The sequence below is a fragment of the Shewanella sp. N2AIL genome (assembly GCF_022690845.1).
Lineage (GTDB): Bacteria > Pseudomonadota > Gammaproteobacteria > Enterobacterales > Shewanellaceae > Shewanella > Shewanella baltica.
In genome coordinates this window covers 59,109-83,420 of the sequence record NZ_JALBYT010000017.1, presented here as the reverse complement: position 1 = coordinate 83,420, position 24,312 = coordinate 59,109, and the positions used below count along the sequence as shown (strand labels likewise).

The following is a 24,312-nucleotide window of genomic DNA, read 5'->3' as shown; positions in this document are numbered from 1 at the left end:
GGATGAGGAAATAATGAAATCTTCTGCCGCGATAAAAGTCCCGTTAATTTCTTCAGGCTTAATCAAGTCTGTTATAGGGATCGCACTGGTATTTGGAATTTTGCCATCGAGTTTTGCGGCAAATCGATTAATGGATGTTAAATACCATGCTCTGGTTGATCATCAATTGGAGCTAGAATTGGTCTTTGAAGATGCGGTCGCTCCGCCTGCAATAGATTCAAATGCTTCGCCCGCAGAGCTAGTGCTGACCTTCGATAACAGTATCTCAGGTTTATCTAAGGATCGTTTATCCATTAATCAGGTTGGGGTGGCAGACATCACCACTGAGCAGCAAGATACTCGTCTTAAAGTCATCTTAGGTATGTCCAAAGTGAAACCTTACCAAGGTTCAGTAATGGGGAATTCATATCGACTCACTATCAACGATGAAGTGGCGGGCACTCAAGCCCAAGCTGAAAACCCTTTCGTTAATAGCATTAAAAATATCGATTTTCGTCGTAATGATAATGGTGGCGGTGAATTATTAATCTATCTAAATAATCGTTCGGTTGCGGCTAATGTCGAGCAAGTGGGCGCTAAGCTCGAAGTGAAGTTATATAATACAGATATTAATAATGATCTTCTGTATGTTATGGATGTGAAAGACTTCTCCACGCCAGTAAAAAGTTTCGAGACCTTTAAAGAGGACTTAACTACGCGCATATTAATTGATATTGCGGGTAACTATGAATTCACTTATAAGCAAGAAGATAATCTCTTTAGACTTTCAATGAATAGAGTCGAGAGAGTCGCCGCCAAGAAAGATGTTAAAAAATACAATGGCCGTACCTTGTCGCTTAATTTCCAAAATATCCCTGTACGGACTGTGCTACAGATCATCGCTGACTATAACAATTTTAACTTAGTCACCAGTGATACTGTGGAAGGCAATATCACATTAAGATTGGATGATGTGCCTTGGGATCAAGCTTTAGAACTAATTCTTCAAACCAAAGGATTAGATAAGCGTATCGAAGGTAATATCTTAATGGTGGCGCCGAGCGAAGAGCTGGCAATTCGTGAAAGCCAAAACCTCAAAAACAAACAAGAGGTTAAAGAGTTAGCACCGCTCTATTCCGAGTATTTACAAATTAACTACGCGAAAGCGGTCGATATTGCAGAGTTATTAAAAAGTACGGATTCGAGCTTACTTTCACCACGAGGTTCAGTCGCGGTCGATGAACGTACCAACACTGTACTGGTGAAAGATACGGCTGAAACGATTGAGAACATCCACCGCTTAGTTGAAGTGCTCGATATCCCTATCCGCCAAGTGTTGATCGAGTCACGTATGGTGACTGTAAAAGATGATGTCTCCGAAGACTTAGGTATTCGTTGGGGTGTCACCGATCAGCAGGGTAGCAAGGGAACTTCTGGCACATTAGAAGGTGCACAGAATATTGCCAACGGAATTATCCCCACCCCCGATCAGCGTTTAAATGTTAACTTACCCGCGGCAGCAACTAATCCAGCGAGTATTGCTTTTCATGTCGCTAAATTGGCAGATGGAACCATTCTAGATTTGGAATTAAGTGCGTTAGAGCAAGAAAACAAAGGTGAGATCATCGCTAGCCCTCGTATTACCACCTCTAACCAAAAGGCGGCTTATATTGAGCAAGGTGTCGAGATCCCTTATGTGCAGTCTACTTCGAGTGGTGCAACGTCAGTCACGTTTAAGAAGGCGGTGTTATCTCTACGGGTTACACCACAAATTACGCCTGATAACCGAGTCATTTTAGATCTAGAAATTACTCAAGATTCTCAGGGTAAAACCGTTGATACTCCAACGGGTCCCGCTGTGGCCATCGATACTCAACGTATTGGTACCCAAGTGCTCGTTAATAACGGCGAAACCATAGTACTTGGTGGTATTTATCAGCAAAATCTCATTAGCCGTGTCAGTAAAGTGCCAATCCTAGGTGATATTCCCTTAGTTGGTTTCTTGTTTAGGAACACAACAGACAAAAATGAGCGTCAAGAGCTACTTATTTTCGTCACCCCGAAAATTGTCGGTGAGAAGATCTAAGCACTTGCTATGTATCGACTAAAGCCAGCAGTAATTGCTGGCTTTATTATTACTGGTATACAATTCTTTGCATAAATAGCGCACATGGCTTGCCATAGTAGACCTTAAGCTGAGATAATCCTCGGTCAAGTCTCATAAGAGCAAGGTAACATATAGGTCGGCTTGATGTTGAGTCGATATAGGCATACTTTTCAATAAGATTCAGACGTACAAGAAATGGCTGAAAAACGTAATATTTTTCTGGTAGGCCCTATGGGCGCAGGTAAAAGCACAATTGGTCGCCATCTGGCGCAAATGCTGCATTTAGAATTCCACGATTCAGATCAAGAGATTGAGCAACGCACAGGCGCTGATATTGCTTGGGTGTTTGACGTCGAAGGTGAAGAAGGCTTCCGTCGTCGTGAAGCTCAGGTTATTGCTGATTTGTCTGAAAAACAAGGTATCGTCCTTGCCACCGGTGGTGGTTCAGTACAAAGCAAAGATATCCGTAATCATCTGTCTGCTCGTGGCATTGTGGTTTATCTGGAAACCACTATCGACAAACAGGTCGCTCGTACTCAAAGAGACAAGCGACGCCCATTATTGCAAGTGGATGATCCTCGAGAAGTGTTGGAGAATCTTGCAGAGATCCGTAATCCATTGTACGAAGAAATTGCCGATGTGATTGTCAAAACCGATGATCAAAGCGCAAAGATTGTCGCCAATCAGATCATTGAGCAATTAGGTTTTTAGGCAGAATTTATGAAGCAAATTCAGGTTGATTTAGGTGTACGTAGTTATCCCATTTACATTGGCCAGAATTTGATGAGTGATGGCGAGACCTTGTCTCGCTACCTGCTTAAAAAACGTATTCTTATCGTCACCAATGAAACTGTCGCGCCTTTGTATCTTAAACAGATACAAGAGACGATGGCTTCGTTTGGTGAGGTAGAGAGTGTTATCCTCCCCGATGGCGAACAATTCAAAGACTTAGCACATCTAGATACTATTTTTACTGCATTGCTGCAGCAAAACTATGGTCGAGATTCTGTGCTGGTGGCTTTGGGTGGCGGCGTAATTGGTGATATGACGGGCTTTGCCGCGGCATGTTATCAACGTGGGATCGATTTTATTCAAATTCCGACAACCCTATTGTCGCAGGTGGATTCTTCCGTCGGCGGTAAAACGGCTGTTAACCATCCTCTTGGTAAAAACATGATTGGAGCCTTTTATCAGCCACAAATCGTGCTTATCGATACTTTATGTTTACATACGCTTCCAGCGCGCGAGTTTGCGGCGGGAATGGCGGAAGTCATCAAGTATGGCATCATGTGGGATGCTGATTTTTTTCAATGGCTTGAAGATAATGTAACGGCACTAAAAACCTTAGATGCCCAAGCATTGGTTTATGCTATCTCCCGTTGCTGTGAGATTAAGGCCGATGTAGTTAGCCAAGACGAAACTGAGCAGGGTGTACGTGCTTTATTGAATCTAGGTCATACCTTTGGTCATGCGATTGAAGCCGAAATGGGCTACGGTAATTGGTTGCATGGTGAAGCCGTGTCAGCTGGCACAGTCCTTGCTGCTCAAACAGCTAAAGCACTGGGGCTTATCGATGAGTCAATAGTTTGTCGTATCATACAGTTACTACAAGCTTTTGATCTTCCAGTGAGTGCGCCGGAATCTATGGATTTCGACAGTTTCATTCAACATATGCGACGCGATAAAAAAGTTTTAGGCGGTCAGATTCGACTCGTGCTCCCAACGGCTATAGGCCGCGCGGATGTGTTTAGTCAAGTCACAGAATCCACCCTTGAACAGGTTATTCGCTGCGCATAAAAACTGTGTGGTGGGTGAGTGACGTTTCAGGGTTCTGTCTTGCTTCCTTCTCAGGAAGCCCTCATACAAAGAATGCATCATGTTGCCAGTTATAGCGATCAGCTGCTGGTGCTTTCTGGTGTCAGCGGCTCAGGCAAAACCACCTTAGTGACCGGATTAGCGACCGATTTTGACGAATCCAATGCGGCATTTGTGATTTGTCCTATGCATGCTGATAACGCTGAGATCCGCCGTAAAATTCTGGTCCAGTTAATTTCATCCCCGATTTTTGACGACGATATTCCCCTCGCCGATACCCTGTTGCGGCTTGCGAGCACGCAAACTAAACCCTTACATATCATTATCGATGATGCGCATTTATTGCCTAAGGCTTTGTGGGCAGAGTGTATTATTCTCAATCAGATCCAGTGTGCGGGTAAGAATATCGCTGTCACACTCACGGTTCCACCGGCATTTTTAGCCGATCTATTGCCACAATTACCGGAGCAGTTACGGCGGCAGATATTGCCTATCAATATTGAGCCGTTAACCATGCCCGAGCGTGAGGCCTTGTATCAAACGTTACTGAGATACAGCGAGCAAAATCCTTTTACGCCAAGGGAAATTGTACGTAGTCAGCTTGAGAAGCAAACGGGTACGCCGCAGGAAGTGGTCAATCTGTTAGATAAAGCCTTGCATAGCACGCCAGAGAAAACATCTTCTTGGATGAAGTATAAAGCTGTGATGGTGACAGCTGTGAGCATGTTGTTAGCGCTAGGTATTTGGCTTGGTGTTACTCAACCATTTCCTGAAGAGCAAGCTCCAGAGGTCGTGACTTATCCATCGATAGATTCACCCGCATTCTTGTCCTACGGGCAAAAAGTTTTAGCGCCCTATTTTATGCTGCGCGCTGAGCAACTAAAGCTCGCTGCGGAGACTGCGAAAGTGATTGAAATTGAGACGGCAGAAGAAGCCAAAACTGAACAAGCCGTCGATCCCTTAAGTGAATTCCACGGTGAAGCGCCACATCCCATGCCTGACGATGCCGCTTTGGTGAGTGTGGGTGAGGTGAGTAGCAAGTCTTTTGGTGAGGATAAACCGCCTGAAGAGACCAAATCACAAGCCAAAGTCGCAGAGATTCAACCTGTAACGGCTGCGACTGCAAAGGTTGAAAAGCCGATAACTAAAGTATTCTTTGATACGCAAAAGCCGCTCAAGGGTTACACAATACAGATTGCCAGTGTTGCTCAATTGGATACCCTGCGTTCGACACTAAAGAGTATCGAGCATGTCGAGGGTGTTCGCGTTGCACGACATAAGCAACGCTGGGTTGTCCTTGTTGGCAACTACAGCAATAGCAAGTCAGCTTCGAATGCCGCCGCACAATTGGTTAAAGAGTATCATCTCGATCAACCTTGGGTAAGAAAGTGGGCGGATTTAAAAGATTATCAACTAGAAGAAAGTCTGCCAAATCGTGAAATTTCAGAATAAACAGAGTACAATCATGGCCTTTATTTTTGTCGGCATTCATCAAGTTAAATGATAAAAAAACACAGAGCCTTCCTTAAGTGGGCTGGCGGTAAATTTAAATTGGTGGATGATTTGGCCAGTTATTTACCCACAGGAGACCGTTTGGTCGAGCCATTCGTGGGTGCAGGATCCGTTTTCTTAAATACGGATTATCCTAGCTACCTGCTCTGTGACATTAATCAGGACTTGATTGAGTTATACCAGATTGTGAAGCATCAACCAGAAGCTTACATTGCCGCGGCTAAGGCAATGTTTGTTGATGAGATGAATCAAAAAGACGCTTACTATCAGGTGCGGACCGACTTTAATAAATGTCGCGACCCTTTCCAACGTTCCGTGTATTTCCTCTATCTAAACCGTCATGGTTTTAATGGCTTATGCCGTTATAACCGTAAAGGCGGCTTCAATGTGCCCTTTGGTTCCTATAAAAAGCCGTATTTCCCCGAAAAGGAAATCTGGGCCTTTTCTGAAAAAGCGCAACGTGCTGAGTTTAAATGCATAGGTTACGAAAAAGCCTTTGAACAGACACGTAGCGGCGATGTGGTTTATTGCGATCCACCTTATGCGCCATTATCTACCACATCCAGTTTCACTACGTATGTCGGTGCTGGCTTTAGTCTAGACGACCAAGCGCTGCTGGCTCGTCATTCGCGCCATACAGCACTAGAACGTGGTATTCCTGTGTTGATCAGTAATCACGATATTCCATTGACTCGCGAGTTATACCGCGGCGCTCACTTAGCGAAAATCCAAGTGCAACGTAACATTAGCCAAAATGGTAGTGGTCGTAACAAAGTGGATGAGTTGATGGCGTTATATGATGAAAATTACGATCCAAAGGATGACTAGGTTCGACATAGCTTAGGTTTAGCTGAGCACTTGTCCTACGAGAAACATCAGGCTTGCCACTAAGATGACTGCCAACACGATTCCCATTGCGATATAAGGTAATGGTGAGCTAGTTTGGAAATCTTTTTTTCGATTGTCGTCAGTTTGTACCCCGAAAAAGGCGGCGACTGTGCTTTGGAATACTTGCCAGATACGGCTAAGCATTAATAGGCGAGATGCGACGTAGTGGGTTTGAGATCATCCATAGGCTTATCTTGATGACCGTGTAATAGCTCAAGCAGATCGACAAAGTGGAACTGACTCGAACGGTTTTTACCTGTGAGCCACGTTTTCCAGCTTAGGGTTTGTGCTTGATCGGCGCAGCGATTATTGGGATGGCTACTAGGCAGTGCATTATTGTAACGGGTGTCACTGCTACAAGCGCAAGAAGCTGTTTCGGTATTTTCCGTAAGTTTTTCAATGCCAAAGGCTAACGTGGCCACGACAACTGCAGTGAATGCCAACATCATAGATGACTTAAATGTCACCGACCTAACATAGTGTGAAAACAAACTAAACCGCCCCTTCATAACGCTTCCTTTGAAATGAACCAGCATTGCGCCTCGAGTATAACAAACTCGCCTAGTTTATGAACAAAAATTTATCAATTGCCGCCAAAATGCGCGCAAATGTTAGCAAATTTCATCTTATCTAGACCCCAATTGACTACGATAGTTGCAGAATGTGTTGCTTTGCTGACTGCTACATCGCGTATCAATTGCCAGAAATGTGGCTTTAGCTATAGAGGCTTAGCTTAGCTCAGGGTAAAATAAGGCACTTTTTATCCAAATAGCAGCGAGTGTTTTATGCGTCCATTCTTGATTGCTCCATCGATTTTATCTGCCGATTTTGCCCGTTTGGGCGATGATGTAAAAGCCGTGTTAGATGCGGGGACCGACGTAGTGCATTTTGATGTGATGGATAATCACTATGTTCCTAACTTAACAATTGGCCCTATGGTGTGCCAAGCGCTGCGTAACTACGGTATTACCGCCGATATTGATGTGCATTTGATGGTCAAGCCAGTTGACCGCATTGTGCCTGATTTTGCTAAGGCGGGCGCGTCTATTATTACTTTCCATCCAGAAGCTTCCGAACACGTCGATCGCACACTTCAGTTGATCAAAGAGTGTGGCTGTAAAGCGGGTCTCGTGTTTAACCCTGCCACACCATTGCATTATCTCGACCATGTGATGGATAAGCTGGATGTGATTTTATTGATGTCGGTGAACCCTGGTTTTGGCGGGCAATCTTTTATTCCATCGACCTTAGATAAGCTGCGTCAAGTGCGTGCGCGTATCGATGCCAGCGGTTTTGATATTCGCTTAGAAGTGGATGGCGGCGTTAAGGTCGACAATATTGCCGAAATCGCGGCCGCCGGTGCCGACATGTTTGTTGCGGGTTCTGCCATTTTCGGCAAGCCAGATTACAAAACCGTTGTTGATGAGATGCGTGCCGAACTTGCTAAAGTTGGGGCATAGGTATGTGGGATAAGATTAAAGCGATAGCGTTTGATCTTGATGGCACGCTGATCGACAGCGTGCCTGACCTAACCGTTGCCACGCAGGAAGCCTTAGCCGAGTTAGGTTTGAAGAGCTGCTCTGAGGCCCAAGTGCGTACTTGGGTCGGTAACGGCGCCGAGATGTTGATGCGCCGCGCCATGACCCATGCCTTGGGATCGGATGTTGAGCAAACCGCGCTTGATGCGGCCATGCCGATTTTTATGCATCACTATCAAGAGAATCTTGAGAAGCACAGTGCGCTGTATAGCGACGTGCATCAAGTGCTGCAAACCTTGTTCGATGCAGGTTTTAAGCTCGCCGTTGTGACCAATAAACCCTATCGTTTTACCTTGCCATTACTCAATGCCTTTGGGATTAATGACTTTTTCAGCTTAGTGTTAGGTGGCGATACCTTAGCTAAGATGAAGCCCGATCCTTTGCCGCTACAGCACTTATTACATGAGTGGCAATTGGATAAAGAGGCGTTATTGATGGTCGGCGACTCTAAAAACGACATTTTAGCGGCGAAAGCGGCTGGGATAGCGTCAATCGGCTTGACCTACGGCTACAACTACGGTGAAGATATTGGGCTCAGTGGCCCAGATGCCGTATGTGAGCAATTTAGTGAGATTTTGAACTGGGTAAAACCTACTAAGTAATGCGTGTTTACCCGTTTTTTAGTCGATTTTTTTATAGTCTTTTTATATATAGATAGTGGAGCAATGACGTAATGACCAAACCCATAGTACTCAGCGGTGCACAGCCGTCCGGCGAATTAACCATAGGTAACTACATGGGTGCATTGCGTCAATGGGTTGCGATGCAAGATAGCCACGACTGCCTCTATTGTGTGGTCGACTTGCATGCCATTACCGTGCGTCAAGATCCTAAAGCGTTGCGCGAAGCCTGTTTAGACACCTTAGCCCTGTATTTGGCCTGTGGCGTCGATCCTAAAAAGAGCACAGTGTTTATCCAGTCACAGGTGCCACAACACACGCAATTGGGTTGGGCATTAAATTGTTACACCCAAATGGGCGAGTTGAGTCGTATGACGCAGTTTAAAGATAAGTCACAAAAGCATGCTAATAACATCAACGTGGGTCTGTTTGGTTACCCAGTGCTGATGGCGGCGGATATTCTGATTTATCAAGCGAACGAAATCCCAGTTGGTCAAGATCAGAAGCAACACCTTGAGTTAACGCGTGATATCGCGACTCGCTTCAACAATGCCTACGGTGATACTTTCACCATTCCTGAGCCGTTTATTCCTGAACATGGCGCGAAAGTGATGTCGTTGCAGGAGCCGCTGAAGAAGATGTCTAAGTCAGACGAGAACCGTAACAACGTCATCGGCCTGCTAGAAGATCCAAAAGCCGTGCTGAAGAAGCTGAAAAAAGCTATGACAGACAGTGATGAGCCGCCAGTCGTGCGTTTCGATATGGACAATAAGCCAGGCGTTTCTAACCTGCTGAGTCTCATGTCGGGTGTGACGGGACAAAGCATTGCAAGCCTAGAAGCCGAGTTTGAAGGCAAGATGTATGGCCATTTGAAAGGTGCAGCAGGCGAAGCGGTTGTGAGCATGTTAGCGCCGCTGCAAGAGCGTTACCGCGCGATTCGTGCCGACCGTGCTTACTTAGACCAAGTGATGAAAGCTGGCGCTGAAAGTGCGCAGGCGCGCGCCGAAGTGACATTGAAAAAAGTGTACGAGAAGATTGGTTTGTTAGTGTAATCAATCGATATCGATAAATTAAGCCGACGTCAGCGTCGGCTTTTTTGTGTCTGGACGTTCACCTTAGGCCTGTGATTTTAGCCAAGATGAGAAGGCGGCAATCGCAGGCTCAGATAAACGGCGCTGTTTACAAAAGAAAGTAAATTCAAATCCTGTATGCACATCGGGAAGATTCAAAGCGACTAAACGCCCCGTGGTGATATCGCCAGCCACCATAAAGTCCGGCGCTAGGGCTAAGCCTTGGCCTGCAATCGCCGCCTCAATTGCCATCACAATATGACTAAACACATGCTGCTGTTCGTTATCGAGTGGGATCTGGTGCGCCGATGACCACTTGTGCCAGTCGAGTCCGAGTGGGCCTTCATCGACAACCAGCAGGGCTTGTTGCTGGAAATTACTCAGGCTAATGTCGCGCCATTTAAGGTAGAAATTTGGGCTGCACACTGGGATTAACCGCTCTTTGTGGAGTAACTGTTGCCAATAGCCGCGTTGATTCAGTTTACCGGCGATGAAGATATCCGCCGTGCTAGTGCTGAGATCAGGATCTTGGGTGATCATCTCGAGGCGGATTTTCACGCTCGGATATTGGCGGCGAAAATCGGCGAGTCTGGGGATCAACCATTTCACCGAGAAGGAACTGTAAACCGCTAAGCACAGCTGCTGATTTGGCGTGTCGCGCACCTTCAAATTAAGATCACTTAACTCGTTGAATATCCGCTCTAACTCTAGAAATAGTCCGTGTCCTTTTGGGGTTAACTGCAGTTTACGCCCCTGGCGGTCGAACAGTTGCTCGCCAAAATACTCTTCTAATACCCGCACTTGGTGAGAAACCGCACTTTGGGTGATGCACAGTTCATCGGCTGCCTTAGAAAAATGCTGCTGTCTGGCGGCGGCCTCAAACACTTGCAGAGCGCGTAATGGTGGTAGCTTTCTCATTATTTTCAATATCTAAAGGCTTTAGTATGAATTTAATTCATCTAGCATGAGAAAGCATCATTTCAGCTTAAGTTTTGGGAGGATTATCATGCCGCCATTGAGATTTATGGATGTTAAAAAATGCAACGCCCAGTTGTTATCGGTTTGATTTTATTGATAGTAGGTAATCTATTCAGTGCCTTCTATGATGTGTCGATCAAGTGGTTGCCGGACGATGCAAATGCCTCGACTTTCCTCCTTGTCAGGCAGATTTCCTCAGTCTTTATGCTGTTGCCAGTGTGGCTGTATTCACAGCGGCCAATGACGACACATATTTCAGTTCACCTTTGGCGTGCCAACATAGGCTCGGTTGGCGCGCTTTTTTTAATTATTGGCTTGATGGCATTGCCACTCGCGACGGTTAGTTCATTATTTTACTCGGCGCCTTTGATGATCATCTTGATGGGGTATTTTTTCCTGAGAGAGCGGATCACTGTTGCCCAGACCATCTGCACAGGCTTAGGTTTTGTCGGTATTTTGATTATCCTGCGACCGAGTGAAATGAACTGGTATGGCATTGCTGTGCTATTTTCTGCTTTTACCTTTGCAGTGAATCAGTTAGCGCTGAAAAAAGTGCCCCATGCTGAACATCCCGTATTAACGCTGATGTTGTATAACTTGCTGGGTATTCCGGCGACGTTAGTGATTGCGGCGTTTCAGGGCATTGAAGGTTTGAGTTGGGAGCTGGTGGGCGTGGCATTGCTGAGCAACGTATTCTTACTTGTATATCACTGGTTTTGTGTGCTGGCCTACCGTAAAGCTCAGGCGAGCGATATCGCGATTGCGGAATATAGTGGCTTGTTATTTATAGTCTTTTTAGGCTGGTTGTTGTTCGATGAATGGTTGGATAATTTAAGCTGGCTTGGCGCCGCTTTGATTGTGTTGCCTTCGTTGTTTTTACCTTGGCTAGGGTCGTTGTTATCAAAATCGACACCTAAGATAGCGGATACGCTAGCGGGGAAATAATGGTGAGCGTTTAAGCCTAAGTGTACGAGTTGACTCGCGACTTAGGCTTAACTTCCACTACGCTCAAATTACAACCTGCTCAAATTGTAAAATCACTCTGTATATTCAAATACTCTTACCACTTTACGCACGCCTGCTGTATTGCGGGCGATATCAACGGCTAAGTCTGCTTGCGAGCGATGGATAACGCCGAGCAAAAAGACTTCACCATTTTCAGTGATGACTTTAATGCGAGTCATATCCAAATCTTTCTCGTTTAGCATGCGCCCCTTCACTTTGGTGGTGATCCAAGTGTCGTTGCTGCGTGTGGTGAAAGAAGTTGGGTTGCCAATGCGGATCTGATTGTGGATCTTGCCGCCTAGCTTAAGATCTTGTACGACCTTGATGGCTTTATCCCTTAACGTAGAGTTAGGGGCTTGGCCTATCATAAGCACATTGCCATTGACGGACACACCAGTGATATTAGTTTGTTTTTTAAGATCTTCTTGCTCTAGTAGCGCACTAGTGATCCTAAAATCGGTATTAGTATCATCAATCTGTGTCTTAACAGTACGCTCATCGTTGGCCATCATAGCGCCACTCACTGCGCCCACCATAACGGCACCGGCGCAGCCTTGTAGCAGCAAGCAAACCATTAACAGCGGGGCAGCGTGTCTCATTGCTGCTCGTCCTGCGGGAATAGTGTGCGGTCAATGTTGTCACACAGGCAGTGGATCACCAATAAGTGCACTTCTTGAATACGTGCGGTGACGTTTGAAGGCACGCGGATTTCCACATCGCCCACGCTCAGCAGGCCTGCCATAGCGCCGCCATCTTTACCCGTTAGTGCAACGATCGTCATGTCACGGCTTAATGCGGCTTCCATGGCTTTAATCACGTTACCTGAGTTACCGCTGGTGGAGATCGCCAGCAGAATGTCGCCCGGTTGGCCTAAGGCAAAAATCTGTTTTGAGAAAATCTCATCATAGCTATAGTCGTTGGCGATAGCTGTGATGGTTGAAGTGTCAGTAGACAGGGCGATGGCCGGTAAGGGTGGGCGTTCAATCTCGTAGCGGTTTAGCAGTTCGGCTGAGAAATGTTGTGCATCGCCAGCACTGCCGCCGTTACCGCAAGCAAGGATTTTATTGCCACCCAAAAGACAGTGCACCATCATCTCGGCCGCTTTGGCGATTGATTCTGGCAGTGCTTCGGCTGCATCGATTTTTGTCTGAATAGATTCAGTAAAGCTGTCTTTAATGCGTTCTAACATGGATAAATCCTTTCAGGATAAAGTGTTGCTATCATGCCATATTTCCACAAGCGTGTTGAGGCACAGACGTTAAAAATAATTTGTGGCACTACTCTCGCACTATTGGCGCTTAAAAGGCATCGACGAGCCAATGAATTTGATCGGCTTCCATGGCGATGACATCGAAACGACAGGGCACATCGAGCCGATTGAGTTGCAAATAATGATTGGCCGCTTTGCGAATCCGCATTATTTGCGCCGTGCTTAAAGCCTGTAATGCGCCGCCATATTGGGTTGCCGAGCGATATTTTACTTCAACAAATACCCAATGGCTTTTATGGCGCATGATTAAATCAATTTCCCCAAACGGATAGCGGACATTACGTTCGACAAAAGTTAACCCTTGCTGTTCAAGGTAACGTTGTGCGTGCGCTTCTGCCTGTTGTCCGAGTGTCATAGCTGGCGGAAGCTGCCTCTTTGGTAACGTCCCCAGCTTAATTGGCGGTTTACTATGCCATCTGGGTTAACCGATAAAGCGCCGCTGCGGCCATTGAATTGGTAGCCCGTAAATGAGCGCATTTGTGCTAAACGGCCGATCAAGTCCATCGCATCATAACCCATAACAAACAAACGTTTCTGACTGTTATTCCAGCCCGAAAATAGTGTGTTAACCATTAGGTTTTCTTCGCCGTTTTGCATCAGCCAAGGGGCATCACTGAGGGTGAGGTTATTTAAATCCTGCGCCGTTTGTGTGCTTTCGTTCTCAACTCGGCTGCGGCTTGAGGTATACAAGGGCACAGGTTGAGTGAATACGCTGAAGTTAACATCGATAAAGGCCTTGAGCAGAGTCAGATCCTGCGGCGTTGAAATCATATAGATAGCATCAATATCTTGGCGTGAGCGGAAGTCAGCCTGCACTGAGTTACCCAGCAGTTCCTTGATGCGTGCTATACGGGCTTGGCTATCACGCACGCCAAGGGCATCTTGCACTGTGGTTTTCATTTTGTCGCCGCCATCGTAGTAATAGACTTCGACGACGTTATCGCTCTTCTTTTTCCACGCTTGAATAAAGCTCTCGGCCATACGTTTGCCAAGGGCATCATTGCTGGCGAGCAGCAATGGCATAGTGACGCCATCTTGATATAAATGCTCGGCGGCATCGGCTGCTTCTTGGGCTGGCGACAGTGCAAAGTAGAATTTGTTTGGATCGGGTGTGAACTTATCAACTTGATTCAAAAAGAGTTGTGGTACAGGCGCAGCAGGAGCCGCTGCAACCGTATTGGCCGTTTTGTCTGGGTTGGCAGCATTGGCCAGCGCATTAGTGGCGGCAGTATTTGCCGCATTCATCACTTGCAGTTGTTCGATTTCAGTCGGCAGTAATGGGCCAATAATAAACTCGGCTCCCGCCATCAGCGCCTGTTGATACGCACTCGCCGCATCGTTGGCAGTATCGTAAAAATTCACTGCGACTTTATCGTTTTGCTTCGCCATATAGCTTGCTAATATGCCTTGGCGAATCGCATTGGCGGCGTTTGCTCTTGGGCCCGTCAGCGGCAACAGCACGGCAATGTTTTTCGGTGTAAAAGGCTTAGCGTTGAGGGCTCTGTCTAAATCGGCAGGCAATTTTGCCGCAGCTGGGTGATAAGGGTTCTGCTTTTGCCATTCACCTAAGTAGCGCACTAACTGGGTGGGATCGACGGCATAATGCTTAGCGATATAAGCCAGTTGTAACCAGCCTGCAAACACTGGACTTTTAGCATCTTGGGTAAACGTCTTTATGGTTTGTTCGTGCATCGGCTGCAGCACTTGCCAAATGGTGTTATTCATTTCGTTGGCTTGGGCGGGTGGCAAGTAAGTTGTCAGTAAACTCAACTCGCGTACTTGTTCAATTGGCTGTTTATTCAATTGATATAAATGCGCCTTGAACTGGTGATAGGCCGTCATCTGCCAGCTTGGCAGGCTCCAATTACTTGGATAATTTAAGGTTTTAAGGGCATCACTGTAGGTAGACGTGTGTTCAAGCACACGTGCAGTTAAGTATTTATGTTCGGCCAGTAATGTTGGGCTCTGAGTTAAGCTCGGCAGTATCGATTTGAGTAGCTTCTGCGCCGCGGCATAGTCATTGGCATTAATATAGGCATGGGCTGCTAGCAGCAGATTAGTATCGCGCTGCTGCGGATCTTTACTATTGGCCGCTTGCGCCAAATAGACATTTGCCGTCAAAGGTGCGGATGCTAATGAGGTAGCCAATGTGGCGGTTGTTCCAGTGGAATTGGGCGATGAAACACCACAACCCGCCAAGATTACCGATAAAATGGCCACGGAAACGAACTTAGTTGTATTCAGGCTTTTTAACACTGGGCTTCACTCTGGTAAGATGCGGCCTCTAGTTTAACCTTCTCTCGCGCTTGACGAAAGTCTTGGCACTGTCATTACAGAGGTATATATGGACCAAAGCGTCGCACTCTACATAGTTCCTACTCCCATAGGTAATTTGGGCGATATGAGCTCGCGGGCAATAGAGGTGCTGAATCAGGTTTCATTGATCGCCTGTGAAGACACTCGCCACAGCGGTAAGTTGTTGAGCCACTTCGGCATTACCACTAAAACTACGGCCTTGCATGACCACAACGAGCGTGCGCGTGCCCAGTGGATTGTCGATCAGCTTGCAGCGGGTCAGTCGATCGCATTAATTTCCGATGCGGGTACGCCGTTGATTTCTGATCCTGGTTACCACTTAGTCTCACATGTGCGCCAATCTGGGTTTAATGTGATCCCTTTGCCGGGCCCTTGCGCGGCGATTACGGCCTTAAGCGCCTCTGGTTTGCCATCGGACCGTTTTACTTTTGAAGGTTTTTTGCCCTCAAAAGAAAAAGCCCGCGCCGATAAGTTATTGGCACTGAAAGAAGATCCGCGCACGCTGATTTTTTATGAATCACCCCACCGCATCGAGCATAGCTTGACGACTATGGTCGAAGTGCTGGGCGGTGATCGCCATGTGGTGATGGCGCGCGAAGTGACGAAAACCTTCGAAACCTTTTTATCTGGCCCCGTTTCAGAAGTGCTCGCTAAAGTGAGTACTGACCCTAATCAGCAGAAGGGCGAAATCGTTCTTATGGTGCATGGCTACCATTTGAGTGATGACGAGGCGATTCCCACGGTCGCCATCAACACGCTCAAACTCTTATGTGAAGAATTGCCATTGAAGAAAGCCGCTGCAATTGCCGCGCAAATTCATGGACTTAAAAAGAATGCCTTGTATAAATACGGCCTAGAGTCTGATTTATAAGCGCTAAAACGGCCGCGAGCGGATTATCTGTGGTGCATCAGGGTGGCTTAGGCTATAATCCGCGCCGAGTTGGCCAGACAGTCGCCGCGTTCGTAAGAACGGGGAGGAAAGTCCGGGCTCCAAAGAGCGGGGTGCCAGGTAACGCCTGGGCGGTGTGAACCGACGACAAGTGCAACAGAGAGTAGACCGCCTGCCTGATTTATCAGGTCGGTAAGGGTGAAAGGGTGCGGTAAGAGCGCACCGTGCGGCTAGCAATAGTTCGTAGCAAGGTAAACTCCACCCGGAGCAAGACCAAATAGGGTTCCGTATGGCGTGGCTCGCGTTGGAACCGGGTAGGTCGCTTGAGCCTGTGAGCGATTGCAGGCCTAGATGAATGACTGTCCAAGACAGGACCCGGCTTATCGGCCAACTCACCTCATTCAACAAAAAGCCCGTTTGTCGTAATGACAAACGGGCTTTTTGTTTTTTAACTGTTGCAGTTTTAAGTGACCGTTACTTTTTAAACCATTAAAAATCAAAGTGTTGAATTCCCCGTCCGTATCCAATCTATATCCTATTTAGTTCTCTGTTCTGTCGCTCTCTTTATCATTCTTCGCTGCAGGTAAAAATTACCCTATGTAGGTAACATCTACCGTTAACTGAGGGCAAGGATATAAATGATTTTAATCTAAGCTTTTGTTTTTATTTGCTTATATCAATTGGCTTAGCCATTGCATTGGTTTGTATGCAAAGTGCAGCATTTTGTTGCATTGCACTCGGTTCATCAAGGAGTCTGCTAATGGCTAGTTCAAAAAGTGTAACAGAACAAACTAACAGTAAAGATAACGGCGCGTTAAATTCGCCAACCACAGCGAAAGCCAGCGAAGTGACGCATCATGCCGTTGACGCTGTGGCAGAGAAAGCCGCTGTTGCAGAGGATACTTTGCGTAAAACCGCCGCCAGCTCGCAGGAAACGCTGGCGCACAAGCAAGAGGAAATCAAACAGCAACTGCAAAGCTCTTACAGTAAAACCCGTGAGCTGGCAGCGCAAAATCCTCTGGCCACAGCCGGGATAGCGTTTGCTGCTGGTGTAGTGTTGACGGCCTTGTTACGCCGTCGCTAAGGTGGGGTTATGCAAAACCGTGCACAGTCAGAGGCGCCAGAGCAAAGACCTGCCCAGCATGCTGAATCCACTGGGCAGCCAGCATCCGCTGCCCAGAATAAAGTGGTTGATCAAGCCATTGAGCAATTGGCTGAGATAGCGGCACTGAGCAGTTCGGTGAAGCAAGCTTATATCAATCAGTTAAATTTGGCAGGGAAAATAGCAACGGCAGAATGGCAGCTAACGGGTCGCAGCTTGATTGTTGCTGCGGCTTTGGTTGTCTGTTTTGGGACGGGTATTACCCTATTCTGGGGCAGTATCTTGTTGTTGCTGGGCTATTTGCTGTTTCAACTGAGCGGCTCGTTGTTGATTACCGCGAGCGCGTTAGTGGTATTGCAGTTTGTGTTATTGATTTGGTGTTGGCGTAGCCTGAGCTATGTACTGTCGCAAGCGGGTTTCTCAAAGACTTGGCAGCAGTTACGGCTGTTGTTTTCTACTCAACACTCAGCCAACAAACAACAGGAAGATCAACAATGCTAGTGCAACAGTTACTGAAAAAACAGCAATTGAAGCTCACTGTGCTCACCGAACAAGGTCAGCTGCAGCATGAGTTATTGCAGGTGAGGAAACAACAACTAGCGCAAAGCGGTCGTGCTTTTATCGGTTCGACCCCCGGCCTTATTGTCAGTTTTAGCTTGGGTTGTCTGTTTCAAATGCGCCACAACAGCACAGTAAAACTGTTGCGTAGTACCTTCGGTCTGCGTTGGATGACCAAACTCTAACTGCCCAGTTATTCTCTGGACGGTTAGCGTTTGGTTTTGTAGGGCTAAACGGCATGACTCTGTAGATCAATATCTTATCAATGCGCTTTAACTCAGCGCCCTACCTTATTCGCAATTCGTAAATCAGCCGCTAAAAACTGCGTTTCACTAGGAATCGCCATTCCCAACTGTTCACTGACTCGCCGCCCGTATAAGGGAGTGAAAAATCGATATGGGCGACGTTGCCATAGCTGGAGCGAGAAGAATAAATTCGCGCGCCTATGCCTATGCTGCCCAGTGGACCACTGACTTCGTTATTCTCGGCGAGTTGGCCGCCGGAGGCTTGGCCCAAATCAGTAAAGACTGCCCAGCCCAATTCAGCCAATTGGTATAAGTTGATGTTAGGGTAATTACGTATCTCGGCGGTCAATAACCACTGATTGTCCCCTTGTTGGTATTCGTTTGGATAACCGCGCACGCCAGTTTCATCCCCCAGCCCTTTGCTCAGATCCAGATAAGTGTTCTTTGAAAGGCTGGCCCATGCTTTGCCGTAGGCTGTCCACTTAGGATTGATTTGATAGAAGTATTCGGCTTGGATATCGACCTTGTAAGTATCTTTTTGGGTTGTGCCTATTGTGCTAGTGCCGCCCATTTCTAACAGCCACAGTTGGTCGTCGAACTTATAGCCGCCAGTACTTTGCCAATTGACGTGGTAGCCGACAGGATTGTTATCTCCTATGTCGTTGGTTTCTATGCCGAGTTGCACATAGTGATGCCAGCCTAAGTTAAAGTCTTCGTTGTTAGATATCAGGTGAACGTTATTCAGTACGTGGAAATCATCTTGGATAAACTCGTATGCGACCCAAGGGTACATAAAGTCCCTGTCTTGAGGCAGCATCGAATTGGGGTAGAGATCTGAATTAGCAAACTCATGTTTGTCTTGGGTAACACCGGTAATAAAGCGAGAAAGATGCTCACTGTTTTTATTGATTAACCAACCATATTTTAGATTGAGGTAGTCGACTGTGTGTTCGAATTCATTTATATCTTGCCCATTTTGTCGAATCGTATCGATACGGTTATCGTCTAAAAACTCAGCCGAATACATGGTATTGGTATCGAGTGAATAGAAGGGCTTACTGACATAAACGTGTTTCGCTTGGCCGTCGCTATTGTCGTAAAACTCGGCAGCAACTGTGCCGTGTTCGATAATGCTCAGCGGAGCTTCGAACGCAAATTTATAGCCATTGCGGGACTCGTTGGACTGGTACTTGAGTCGAGTGCGAATACCTGTTCCGAGTAAGTTATCTTCTTTAACGCCGAAGGAATAGCGAGTGTCGCCACCTGAACTACTCAGGCTAGCAGTTGGCAGTAATGACCAGTTATCCCAGGTTTCGACGACAACGGATTCAACCGTGGGATCGGTATCGGCGAGGGGATCTTTTTCGGCGACATAAATTTTGGCGTCGCGGATATAGGGCACCGCCCGTAATAGCCGTTGCGATTCGTCGAGGTCTTTCTGGGCGACAGTATCATTTTCGCCGAAGGTCAGTTTATCGAGCACCACATATTCTTTGGTGTTGATGTGTAAAGCGTTCGCCCAGCGGTGGATGAAAAAAGCATCGGGATCGGATTCATCAAAAATAGGATTGTTAACTACGACGATCTTGCTGACTTTTTTAGTTTCTTGAGCCTTTGTTGCCGGATCGGCGAGCTTAGCGTCTTCTGCTTGGGCAGCACTGATTAGGCTGCCAACACAACAAGGTAGGATGCATGCATACTGAATGAATTTCTGCATAAAAGGCCACTCCCATGAAATTGACGACTGCAGCGAAAACAATTTCACTCTGCAATTCACAATTTAATAACACATGGAAAGCGGGTGTTAGTCAAGAAAACATTTTAATAAGTTTATGATTTTACTTAAGGTTAACTTAAGGTGGCGGCTGGGCGCGGGCTCCAGCCCAATTCACAATTGTTACAATGTTCGCCTTGGCGGGACGGCGACGTTGGCAAAAATCAATCCTGCGATCAGCGACATAAAAATTAAAAAGATTTGTGAGCCAATATGGGACTGATTGAGCATGGTCTCACCCGAGATTAAGGCATTGAGTCCGATATAGGTTTTACTGCCGGGCACTAAGATCACTATGCCTTGCAACAGGGCGATGGAGGCGGGAGCTTTCATCCAGCGGGCGAAGAGGTTGGAGTAAATCCCTACGGCCAAGGCGCCAAAGAAAATGCCTACCGAATCACCAAAATAATGTCCGCCGAGCATGGCCGAGAAAAACGCCACAATTCCAGCTAATACGCCCCAAGGCGAATCTTGCATCCGTGCCTTGAAGATAAACACTAATGCCATAGATAAAATCGGCACCGCCGACCAAATTGCCCAGCGCGGCAACCCTTCTGGCTCGATATGAATCGCTTCGCCAAACACGGCTTTACCAATCGCCATGCCGAGCACTGCACCAAAGTACAGTTTAAACAATTGCATAATCGCATCCATGATGCGCGCCGTGCCGGAAATCAAATCCCGCGCGGCGAGTTCGGCCAGACCTAAGGTCAACGCTAAGCCGGGAATAAAAATAATGATCGAGGAGAGGATCACCACCGGGATATTAATGTTGGGATCGATACGCGCTATGCCGCAGGCGGCGATGGCGCAAAGAATGGTGGCGAAGGGTTCAAGCACTTCGGCCATGCGTGCCGAGCGTTCGGCGCGGTATACCAAGCCATAGACAAATAAGCCTAATAACCCCGACCAAAATACATCGTTCCAACCTGTGCCCATCAACATGGCAAAGGCGGCGGCAGAAGTACCAAAGGAAAAACAAGTTAACACTGGGCCATAGGGATTGGGTTTGTTGGCGATTTCTTCTAAGCGATCTAAGGCCTCGGCCAAAGTGCGCTTACCCGAAGTTAATTCATCGACTAATTCATCGGTGCGGGCGAGTGAACCTAAATCGAGTTCGCCGGGCTTCACCCGAGCGGCATGGTTATATTCTTGATCTGTATCGTGTTGTAAAACGAAGGTCATCGAAGTTGGCGAGATAAGGAAGTAGCCTTCGATACCTAAGGTACGCGCAACGGTTTGTAAGTGGGTTTCTAGGCGATAAGCGGGTGTGCCAAACTTATGCAATGCCTTGCCTAGCTTGATGATAAATCTGCGTTTTTCGATAAACTCGTCGTTATCCAATCGGGGTATTCACTGTATAAAAAGTTGTAGGGATTAACGCGCGCATATTAACCTATCTTGTCTATAAAAGGTTAACGGCTTTTAACCTTAATACAAATAAATTGCTGAATTTTTGCAGCTCGGGCTATAGTCAGCTTTTTGATAAGGGGAATAATAGGTATGTCTTTGATGGTAACGGGTCTTTACGCTAGCCTCACAGGGCTATTAATTGTCGCTTTGGCTTATCGAGTCGTGAAATTGAGGCGAGGTCAGAAAATCGGTCTAGGCGATGGGGGTAACAATGCGCTCGCCTTAGCGAATCGTGTCCATGTCAACCTGATCGAAAATGCGCCTATCGTATTGATTCTCATGCTGGTGGCCGAAGCCAGTGGCTTACCCGTATTTTATCTCCACTGCTTTGGGACTGTATGGATAGTGGCGCGCCTGCTTCATGCTATCGGTTTAACCCAAGGCCAAGGCGGTTACCATTTTGGACGTTTCTGGGGCGTATTGCTCACTTGGATAGTGATCATCAGTTTGGCATTGGTGAATTTGCTGCATTTTGTTCAAGGATTAGGAAAGGGTCTCTAGACGCTTGGGATTGGGCGGTCGATTCCGCCCTAAGCCATATCCATAGCGGATTTAGGGGTATTAGGCTTCAGGCTCAAATACCCTGAAAAACGCCTTGATTGATGTTTTTTTAATCGCACTTATCCCCCATTGCCTGCTATACTCCGCGTCCCTAAATTGGCGTAACTTATTTTTCAGTGACGCCTTTATTTGACATTACGTTTTCGGGTCACAATCGATGCAAGTTGAATCCACACTCTTTAGTCATCCCAAGTATTGGGCTACAGGCGACAGCACTGCGCCTTTCTTACCTATGTCCCGCAAGGAGATGGATAAGCTTGGCTGGGATAGCTGTGACATTATCATAGTCACAGGCGATGCTTATGTGGATCATCCAAGCTTTGGCATGGCAGTGATCGGCCGTATGTTAGAGGCCCAAGGTTACCGAGTCGGCATTATTTCCCAACCTGATTGGTCTAGCAAAGACGCCTTTATGCAATTGGGTCGTCCAAACCTGTTTTTTGGCGTCACCGCCGGCAACATGGATTCGATGATCAACCGTTACACTGCTGACCGTCGCTTACGTTCTGACGATGCTTATACCGCTGGCGATATTGGCGGTAAGCGCCCAGATCGCGCTGTGACTGTGTACACCCAGCGTTGTAAAGAAGCCTTTAAAGATGTGCCTGTGATCATTGGCGGTATTGAAGCCAGTTTACGCCGCATCGCCCATTACGATTATTGGTCGGACAAAGTGCGCCGCAGTGTGATTTTCGATGCCAAGGCCGACATTCTGATGTACGGCAATGCCGAGCGTCCTTTAGTTGAAGTGGCACGCCGCTTAGCTGCCGGTGAACCTATTAGCTCGCTGCACGATGTGCGTGGCACTGCGGTTATCCGTAAAGAGCCGCTGCCCGAATGGCGCGGTATGGACTCGCGCAAGATTGACCAACTGCACAAGATAGAGCCGCTGCCGAATCCTTACGGCGCCGACGATGTGGGTTGTGCTAACTTGTCTGGCCCGTCGGATGTAAAGATATTCGATAACGAAGCCCCTAAGCCAATTAGCGTTCAGCCGCCTAAACCTAAGCCATGGGATAAAACCTATGTGCTGCTGCCCGCGTTTGAAAAAGTCTCTGAAGACAAATATTTATATGCCCATGCTTCACGGATTTTGCACCAAGAGCAAAATCCAGGTTGTGCCCGTGCGTTATTCCAACCCCATGGTGATCGCGCCGTTTGGGTGAATCCGCCCGCATGGCCGCTTAATACCGATGAGATGGATGCCGTATTCGATTTACCTTACCAGCGCATTCCTCATCCTATCTATGGCAAGGAAAAAATCCCTGCCTATGACATGATCAAGACTTCTATCAACATCATGCGTGGTTGCTTTGGTGGTTGTTCTTTCTGTTCGATTACCGAACATGAAGGCCGCATCATTCAGAGTCGCTCACAAGAGTCGATTGTTAAAGAAATCAAAGATATTCAGGAAAAAGTGCCAGGCTTTACTGGAGTGATTTCCGATTTAGGCGGCCCAACCGCCAACATGTATCGTTTAGGTTGTACTAGCGAAAAGGCCGAAAAAACCTGTCGCCGTCTTTCTTGTGTGTTCCCATCGATTTGCGGCCACTTAGGCACAGATCATAAACACACTATCGACCTGTACCGCGCGGCACGTGCGGTACCTGGCATCAAGAAAGTATTGATCGCCTCTGGCGTGCGTTACGACTTGGCAATTGAAGATCCGGCTTACGTTAAAGAGTTAGTGCAGCACCATGTGGGCGGCTACTTAAAAATCGCCCCTGAGCATACGGAAGAAGGTCCGCTCAGCAAGATGATGAAACCTGGCATGGGCGCCTACGATAAGTTTAAAGAATTGTTCGATAAGTTTTCGAAGGAAGCGGGCAAAGAGCAGTTCCTGATCCCTTACTTTATTTCGGCGCATCCGGGCACGACCGACGAAGATATGGTGAACTTAGCGCTGTGGTTGAAGGAACGTAAGTTCAAGCTCGACCAAGTACAGAACTTCTATCCGTCACCGATGGCGAATGCGACCACGATTTATCATACCGAGTTAAACTCGCTGAAAAACGTCAAGCACACCAGCGAAGTGGTCTCTGTGCCGAAGAAAGGGCGTCAACGTCGCTTGCATAAAGCATTGCTGCGTTATCACGATCCTGCGGGTTGGCCATTGATCCGTGAAGGGTTAACTGCCATGGGGCGTGAAGACTTGATCGGCAATAGCCCACATCAATTAGTGCCGCCAGAAGGTCGAAATGAGCGCGGACCTAAGTGGATGAAAGATGCTAACCAAGGCCAAAAAGCCTTTACGCGCTTCTCGGGTAATCAATTCGATGATCGCAAGGGCGATGGCAAATCTAAAGGTACGGCTAAAGGCGGCGCGCAAGCTCAAGTTGGTGCGGAATCAAAACCGGCCAGCAAAGGTGGAAAACCTGCAGCGAATGGCGCTAAGCCAACGGGTTCTAAACCTAGCGGAGCACATTCGAGCCGTCCGGGAGCAAAAGCGCCCTTCGGGCAGTCTGGTTTTAAGGCCGGAGGCTCTCAGGCTAAAAGTAGTGCTAAAGGCAACAATCCATCAAAAAGTGGTGGTAAACCAGCAGGTAAGCCATCCCAAGGTCGCCAACAGGCTAAGTAATCACTTTTAGCTATCACAATAATGTACAAAGGCCGCTCCAGACATAAGTTAGGAGCGGCCTAGCTAGCACTATCATCCCGCAATACTCTCCTTT

At 47.2% G+C, this 24,312-nt stretch carries 24 protein-coding genes and 1 other RNA gene; 16 read left to right on the top strand and 9 right to left on the bottom strand.

From position 1 onward, the window contains the following. Positions 1-13: 13 nt before the first annotated feature. From MO387_RS11845 to MO387_RS11825, 5 genes are all read left to right on the top strand, one after another. Positions 14-2,065 carry a type IV pilus secretin PilQ family protein gene (locus MO387_RS11845; RefSeq protein WP_107946266.1) on the top strand — a complete coding sequence of 684 codons (2,052 nt, stop codon included), beginning with the start codon at positions 14-16 and terminating at the stop codon, positions 2,063-2,065. 216 nt (positions 2,066-2,281) lie between these two features. Next, positions 2,282-2,797 carry a shikimate kinase AroK gene (gene aroK / locus MO387_RS11840; protein ID WP_006083542.1) on the top strand — a complete coding sequence of 172 codons (516 nt, stop codon included), beginning with the start codon at positions 2,282-2,284 and terminating at the stop codon, positions 2,795-2,797. A 9-nt stretch (positions 2,798-2,806) separates the two neighbouring features. Beyond that, positions 2,807-3,883 (top strand): 3-dehydroquinate synthase, encoded by a 1,077-nt coding sequence (gene aroB, locus MO387_RS11835; RefSeq protein ID WP_006084509.1) that lies wholly within the window; start codon positions 2,807-2,809, stop codon positions 3,881-3,883. A gap of 18 nt (positions 3,884-3,901) precedes the next feature. Continuing rightward, positions 3,902-5,353, top strand: coding sequence for an AAA family ATPase (locus MO387_RS11830; RefSeq protein WP_107946267.1), 1,452 nt, complete (start codon positions 3,902-3,904; stop codon positions 5,351-5,353). Positions 5,354-5,401: 48 nt separating this feature from the next. Further along, positions 5,402-6,241 (top strand): Dam family site-specific DNA-(adenine-N6)-methyltransferase, encoded by an 840-nt coding sequence (locus tag MO387_RS11825; protein WP_012588791.1) that lies wholly within the window; start codon positions 5,402-5,404, stop codon positions 6,239-6,241. Positions 6,242-6,259: 18 nt separating this feature from the next. Here MO387_RS11825 and MO387_RS11820 read toward each other — a convergent pair whose 3' ends face one another. Together MO387_RS11820 and MO387_RS11815 are read right to left on the bottom strand one after the other, a co-directional pair. Next, positions 6,260-6,445: a DUF2970 domain-containing protein gene (locus tag MO387_RS11820; RefSeq protein WP_107946268.1), complete on the bottom strand. Its 186-nt coding sequence runs from the start codon at positions 6,443-6,445 to the stop codon at positions 6,260-6,262. Then, positions 6,445-6,810 carry a hypothetical protein gene (locus tag MO387_RS11815; protein WP_107946269.1) on the bottom strand — a complete coding sequence of 122 codons (366 nt, stop codon included), beginning with the start codon at positions 6,808-6,810 and terminating at the stop codon, positions 6,445-6,447. Before MO387_RS11815 ends, MO387_RS11820 begins: the two co-directional genes overlap by 1 nt. A 276-nt stretch (positions 6,811-7,086) precedes the next feature. Here MO387_RS11815 and rpe point away from each other — a divergent pair, with 276 nt between their 5' ends. The 3 genes from rpe (at position 7,087) to trpS (ending at position 9,511) form a co-directional block, all read left to right on the top strand. After that, complete coding sequence (rpe, locus tag MO387_RS11810; RefSeq protein WP_006084504.1) at positions 7,087-7,761, top strand: ribulose-phosphate 3-epimerase; 675 nt, start codon at positions 7,087-7,089, stop codon at positions 7,759-7,761. A gap of 2 nt (positions 7,762-7,763) precedes the next feature. Further along, entirely contained in the window at positions 7,764-8,441 is a 678-nt protein-coding gene (locus tag MO387_RS11805; protein ID WP_011848128.1) for a phosphoglycolate phosphatase, read from the top strand. 71 nt (positions 8,442-8,512) lie between these two features. Then, entirely contained in the window at positions 8,513-9,511 is a 999-nt protein-coding gene (gene trpS / locus MO387_RS11800) for a tryptophan--tRNA ligase (protein WP_107946270.1), read from the top strand. A gap of 63 nt (positions 9,512-9,574) precedes the next feature. On the opposite strand, the gene MO387_RS11795 is transcribed toward trpS, so the two are convergent. Continuing rightward, positions 9,575-10,447 carry a LysR substrate-binding domain-containing protein gene (locus MO387_RS11795; RefSeq protein WP_172481227.1) on the bottom strand — a complete coding sequence of 291 codons (873 nt, stop codon included), beginning with the start codon at positions 10,445-10,447 and terminating at the stop codon, positions 9,575-9,577. Between the two features lie 120 nt (positions 10,448-10,567). Between MO387_RS11795 and MO387_RS11790 the strand changes: the two genes are divergently transcribed. Further along, positions 10,568-11,452 carry a DMT family transporter gene (locus MO387_RS11790; RefSeq protein ID WP_107946272.1) on the top strand — a complete coding sequence of 295 codons (885 nt, stop codon included), beginning with the start codon at positions 10,568-10,570 and terminating at the stop codon, positions 11,450-11,452. Between the two features lie 92 nt (positions 11,453-11,544). Here the strand turns inward: MO387_RS11790 and dolP are convergent, their stop codons facing one another. The 4 genes from dolP to MO387_RS11770 all read right to left on the bottom strand — a co-directional run bounded on the left by dolP (position 11,545) and on the right by MO387_RS11770 (position 15,038). Then, positions 11,545-12,111 (bottom strand): division/outer membrane stress-associated lipid-binding lipoprotein, encoded by a 567-nt coding sequence (gene dolP, locus MO387_RS11785; RefSeq protein WP_006083531.1) that lies wholly within the window; start codon positions 12,109-12,111, stop codon positions 11,545-11,547. Next, a complete protein-coding gene (locus MO387_RS11780) occupies positions 12,108-12,701 on the bottom strand; it encodes a phosphoheptose isomerase (RefSeq protein WP_006083530.1) in 594 nt (197 codons plus the stop codon). Before MO387_RS11780 ends, dolP begins: the two co-directional genes overlap by 4 nt. 109 nt (positions 12,702-12,810) lie before the next feature. Beyond that, positions 12,811-13,137 carry a YraN family protein gene (locus tag MO387_RS11775; RefSeq protein WP_107946273.1) on the bottom strand — a complete coding sequence of 109 codons (327 nt, stop codon included), beginning with the start codon at positions 13,135-13,137 and terminating at the stop codon, positions 12,811-12,813. Continuing rightward, positions 13,134-15,038, bottom strand: coding sequence for a penicillin-binding protein activator (locus MO387_RS11770; protein ID WP_107946274.1), 1,905 nt, complete (start codon positions 15,036-15,038; stop codon positions 13,134-13,136). The genes MO387_RS11775 and MO387_RS11770 overlap by 4 nt, the downstream gene beginning before the upstream one ends. An 88-nt stretch (positions 15,039-15,126) precedes the next feature. On the opposite strand from MO387_RS11770, the gene rsmI reads away from it, so the two are divergent. The 5 genes from rsmI (at position 15,127) to MO387_RS11745 (ending at position 17,832) form a co-directional block, all read left to right on the top strand. Continuing rightward, the gene (rsmI, locus tag MO387_RS11765; protein WP_012090476.1) at positions 15,127-15,969 is read left to right on the top strand and encodes a 16S rRNA (cytidine(1402)-2'-O)-methyltransferase; all 843 of its coding nucleotides are present in this window, start codon (positions 15,127-15,129) and stop codon (positions 15,967-15,969) included. A 65-nt stretch (positions 15,970-16,034) separates the two neighbouring features. Next, positions 16,035-16,386: RNase P RNA component class A (rnpB, locus tag MO387_RS11760), an RNA gene on the top strand. Between the two features lie 361 nt (positions 16,387-16,747). Next, a complete protein-coding gene (locus tag MO387_RS11755; protein ID WP_006083526.1) occupies positions 16,748-17,071 on the top strand; it encodes a DUF883 C-terminal domain-containing protein in 324 nt (107 codons plus the stop codon). Between the two features lie 9 nt (positions 17,072-17,080). Continuing rightward, complete coding sequence (locus MO387_RS11750; RefSeq protein WP_107946275.1) at positions 17,081-17,590, top strand: hypothetical protein; 510 nt, start codon at positions 17,081-17,083, stop codon at positions 17,588-17,590. Then, the gene (locus tag MO387_RS11745; protein WP_011848121.1) at positions 17,584-17,832 is read left to right on the top strand and encodes a hypothetical protein; all 249 of its coding nucleotides are present in this window, start codon (positions 17,584-17,586) and stop codon (positions 17,830-17,832) included. The genes MO387_RS11750 and MO387_RS11745 overlap by 7 nt, the downstream gene beginning before the upstream one ends. Before the next feature lie 130 nt (positions 17,833-17,962). Here MO387_RS11745 and MO387_RS11740 read toward each other — a convergent pair whose 3' ends face one another. Both MO387_RS11740 and MO387_RS11735 read right to left on the bottom strand, forming a co-directional pair. Beyond that, positions 17,963-19,609: a hypothetical protein gene (locus MO387_RS11740; RefSeq protein ID WP_107946276.1), complete on the bottom strand. Its 1,647-nt coding sequence runs from the start codon at positions 19,607-19,609 to the stop codon at positions 17,963-17,965. 180 nt (positions 19,610-19,789) lie between these two features. Further along, complete coding sequence (locus MO387_RS11735) at positions 19,790-21,010, bottom strand: threonine/serine exporter family protein (RefSeq protein WP_006083522.1); 1,221 nt, start codon at positions 21,008-21,010, stop codon at positions 19,790-19,792. Positions 21,011-21,169: 159 nt separating this feature from the next. Here MO387_RS11735 and MO387_RS11730 point away from each other — a divergent pair, with 159 nt between their 5' ends. Then, the gene (locus tag MO387_RS11730; RefSeq protein ID WP_107946277.1) at positions 21,170-21,580 is read left to right on the top strand and encodes an MAPEG family protein; all 411 of its coding nucleotides are present in this window, start codon (positions 21,170-21,172) and stop codon (positions 21,578-21,580) included. 217 nt (positions 21,581-21,797) lie between these two features. Continuing rightward, on the top strand, positions 21,798-24,218 hold the full coding sequence (locus tag MO387_RS11725) for a YgiQ family radical SAM protein (protein ID WP_107946278.1): 2,421 nt from the start codon (positions 21,798-21,800) through the stop codon (positions 24,216-24,218). The last annotated feature ends 94 nt before the right edge of the window (positions 24,219-24,312 follow it).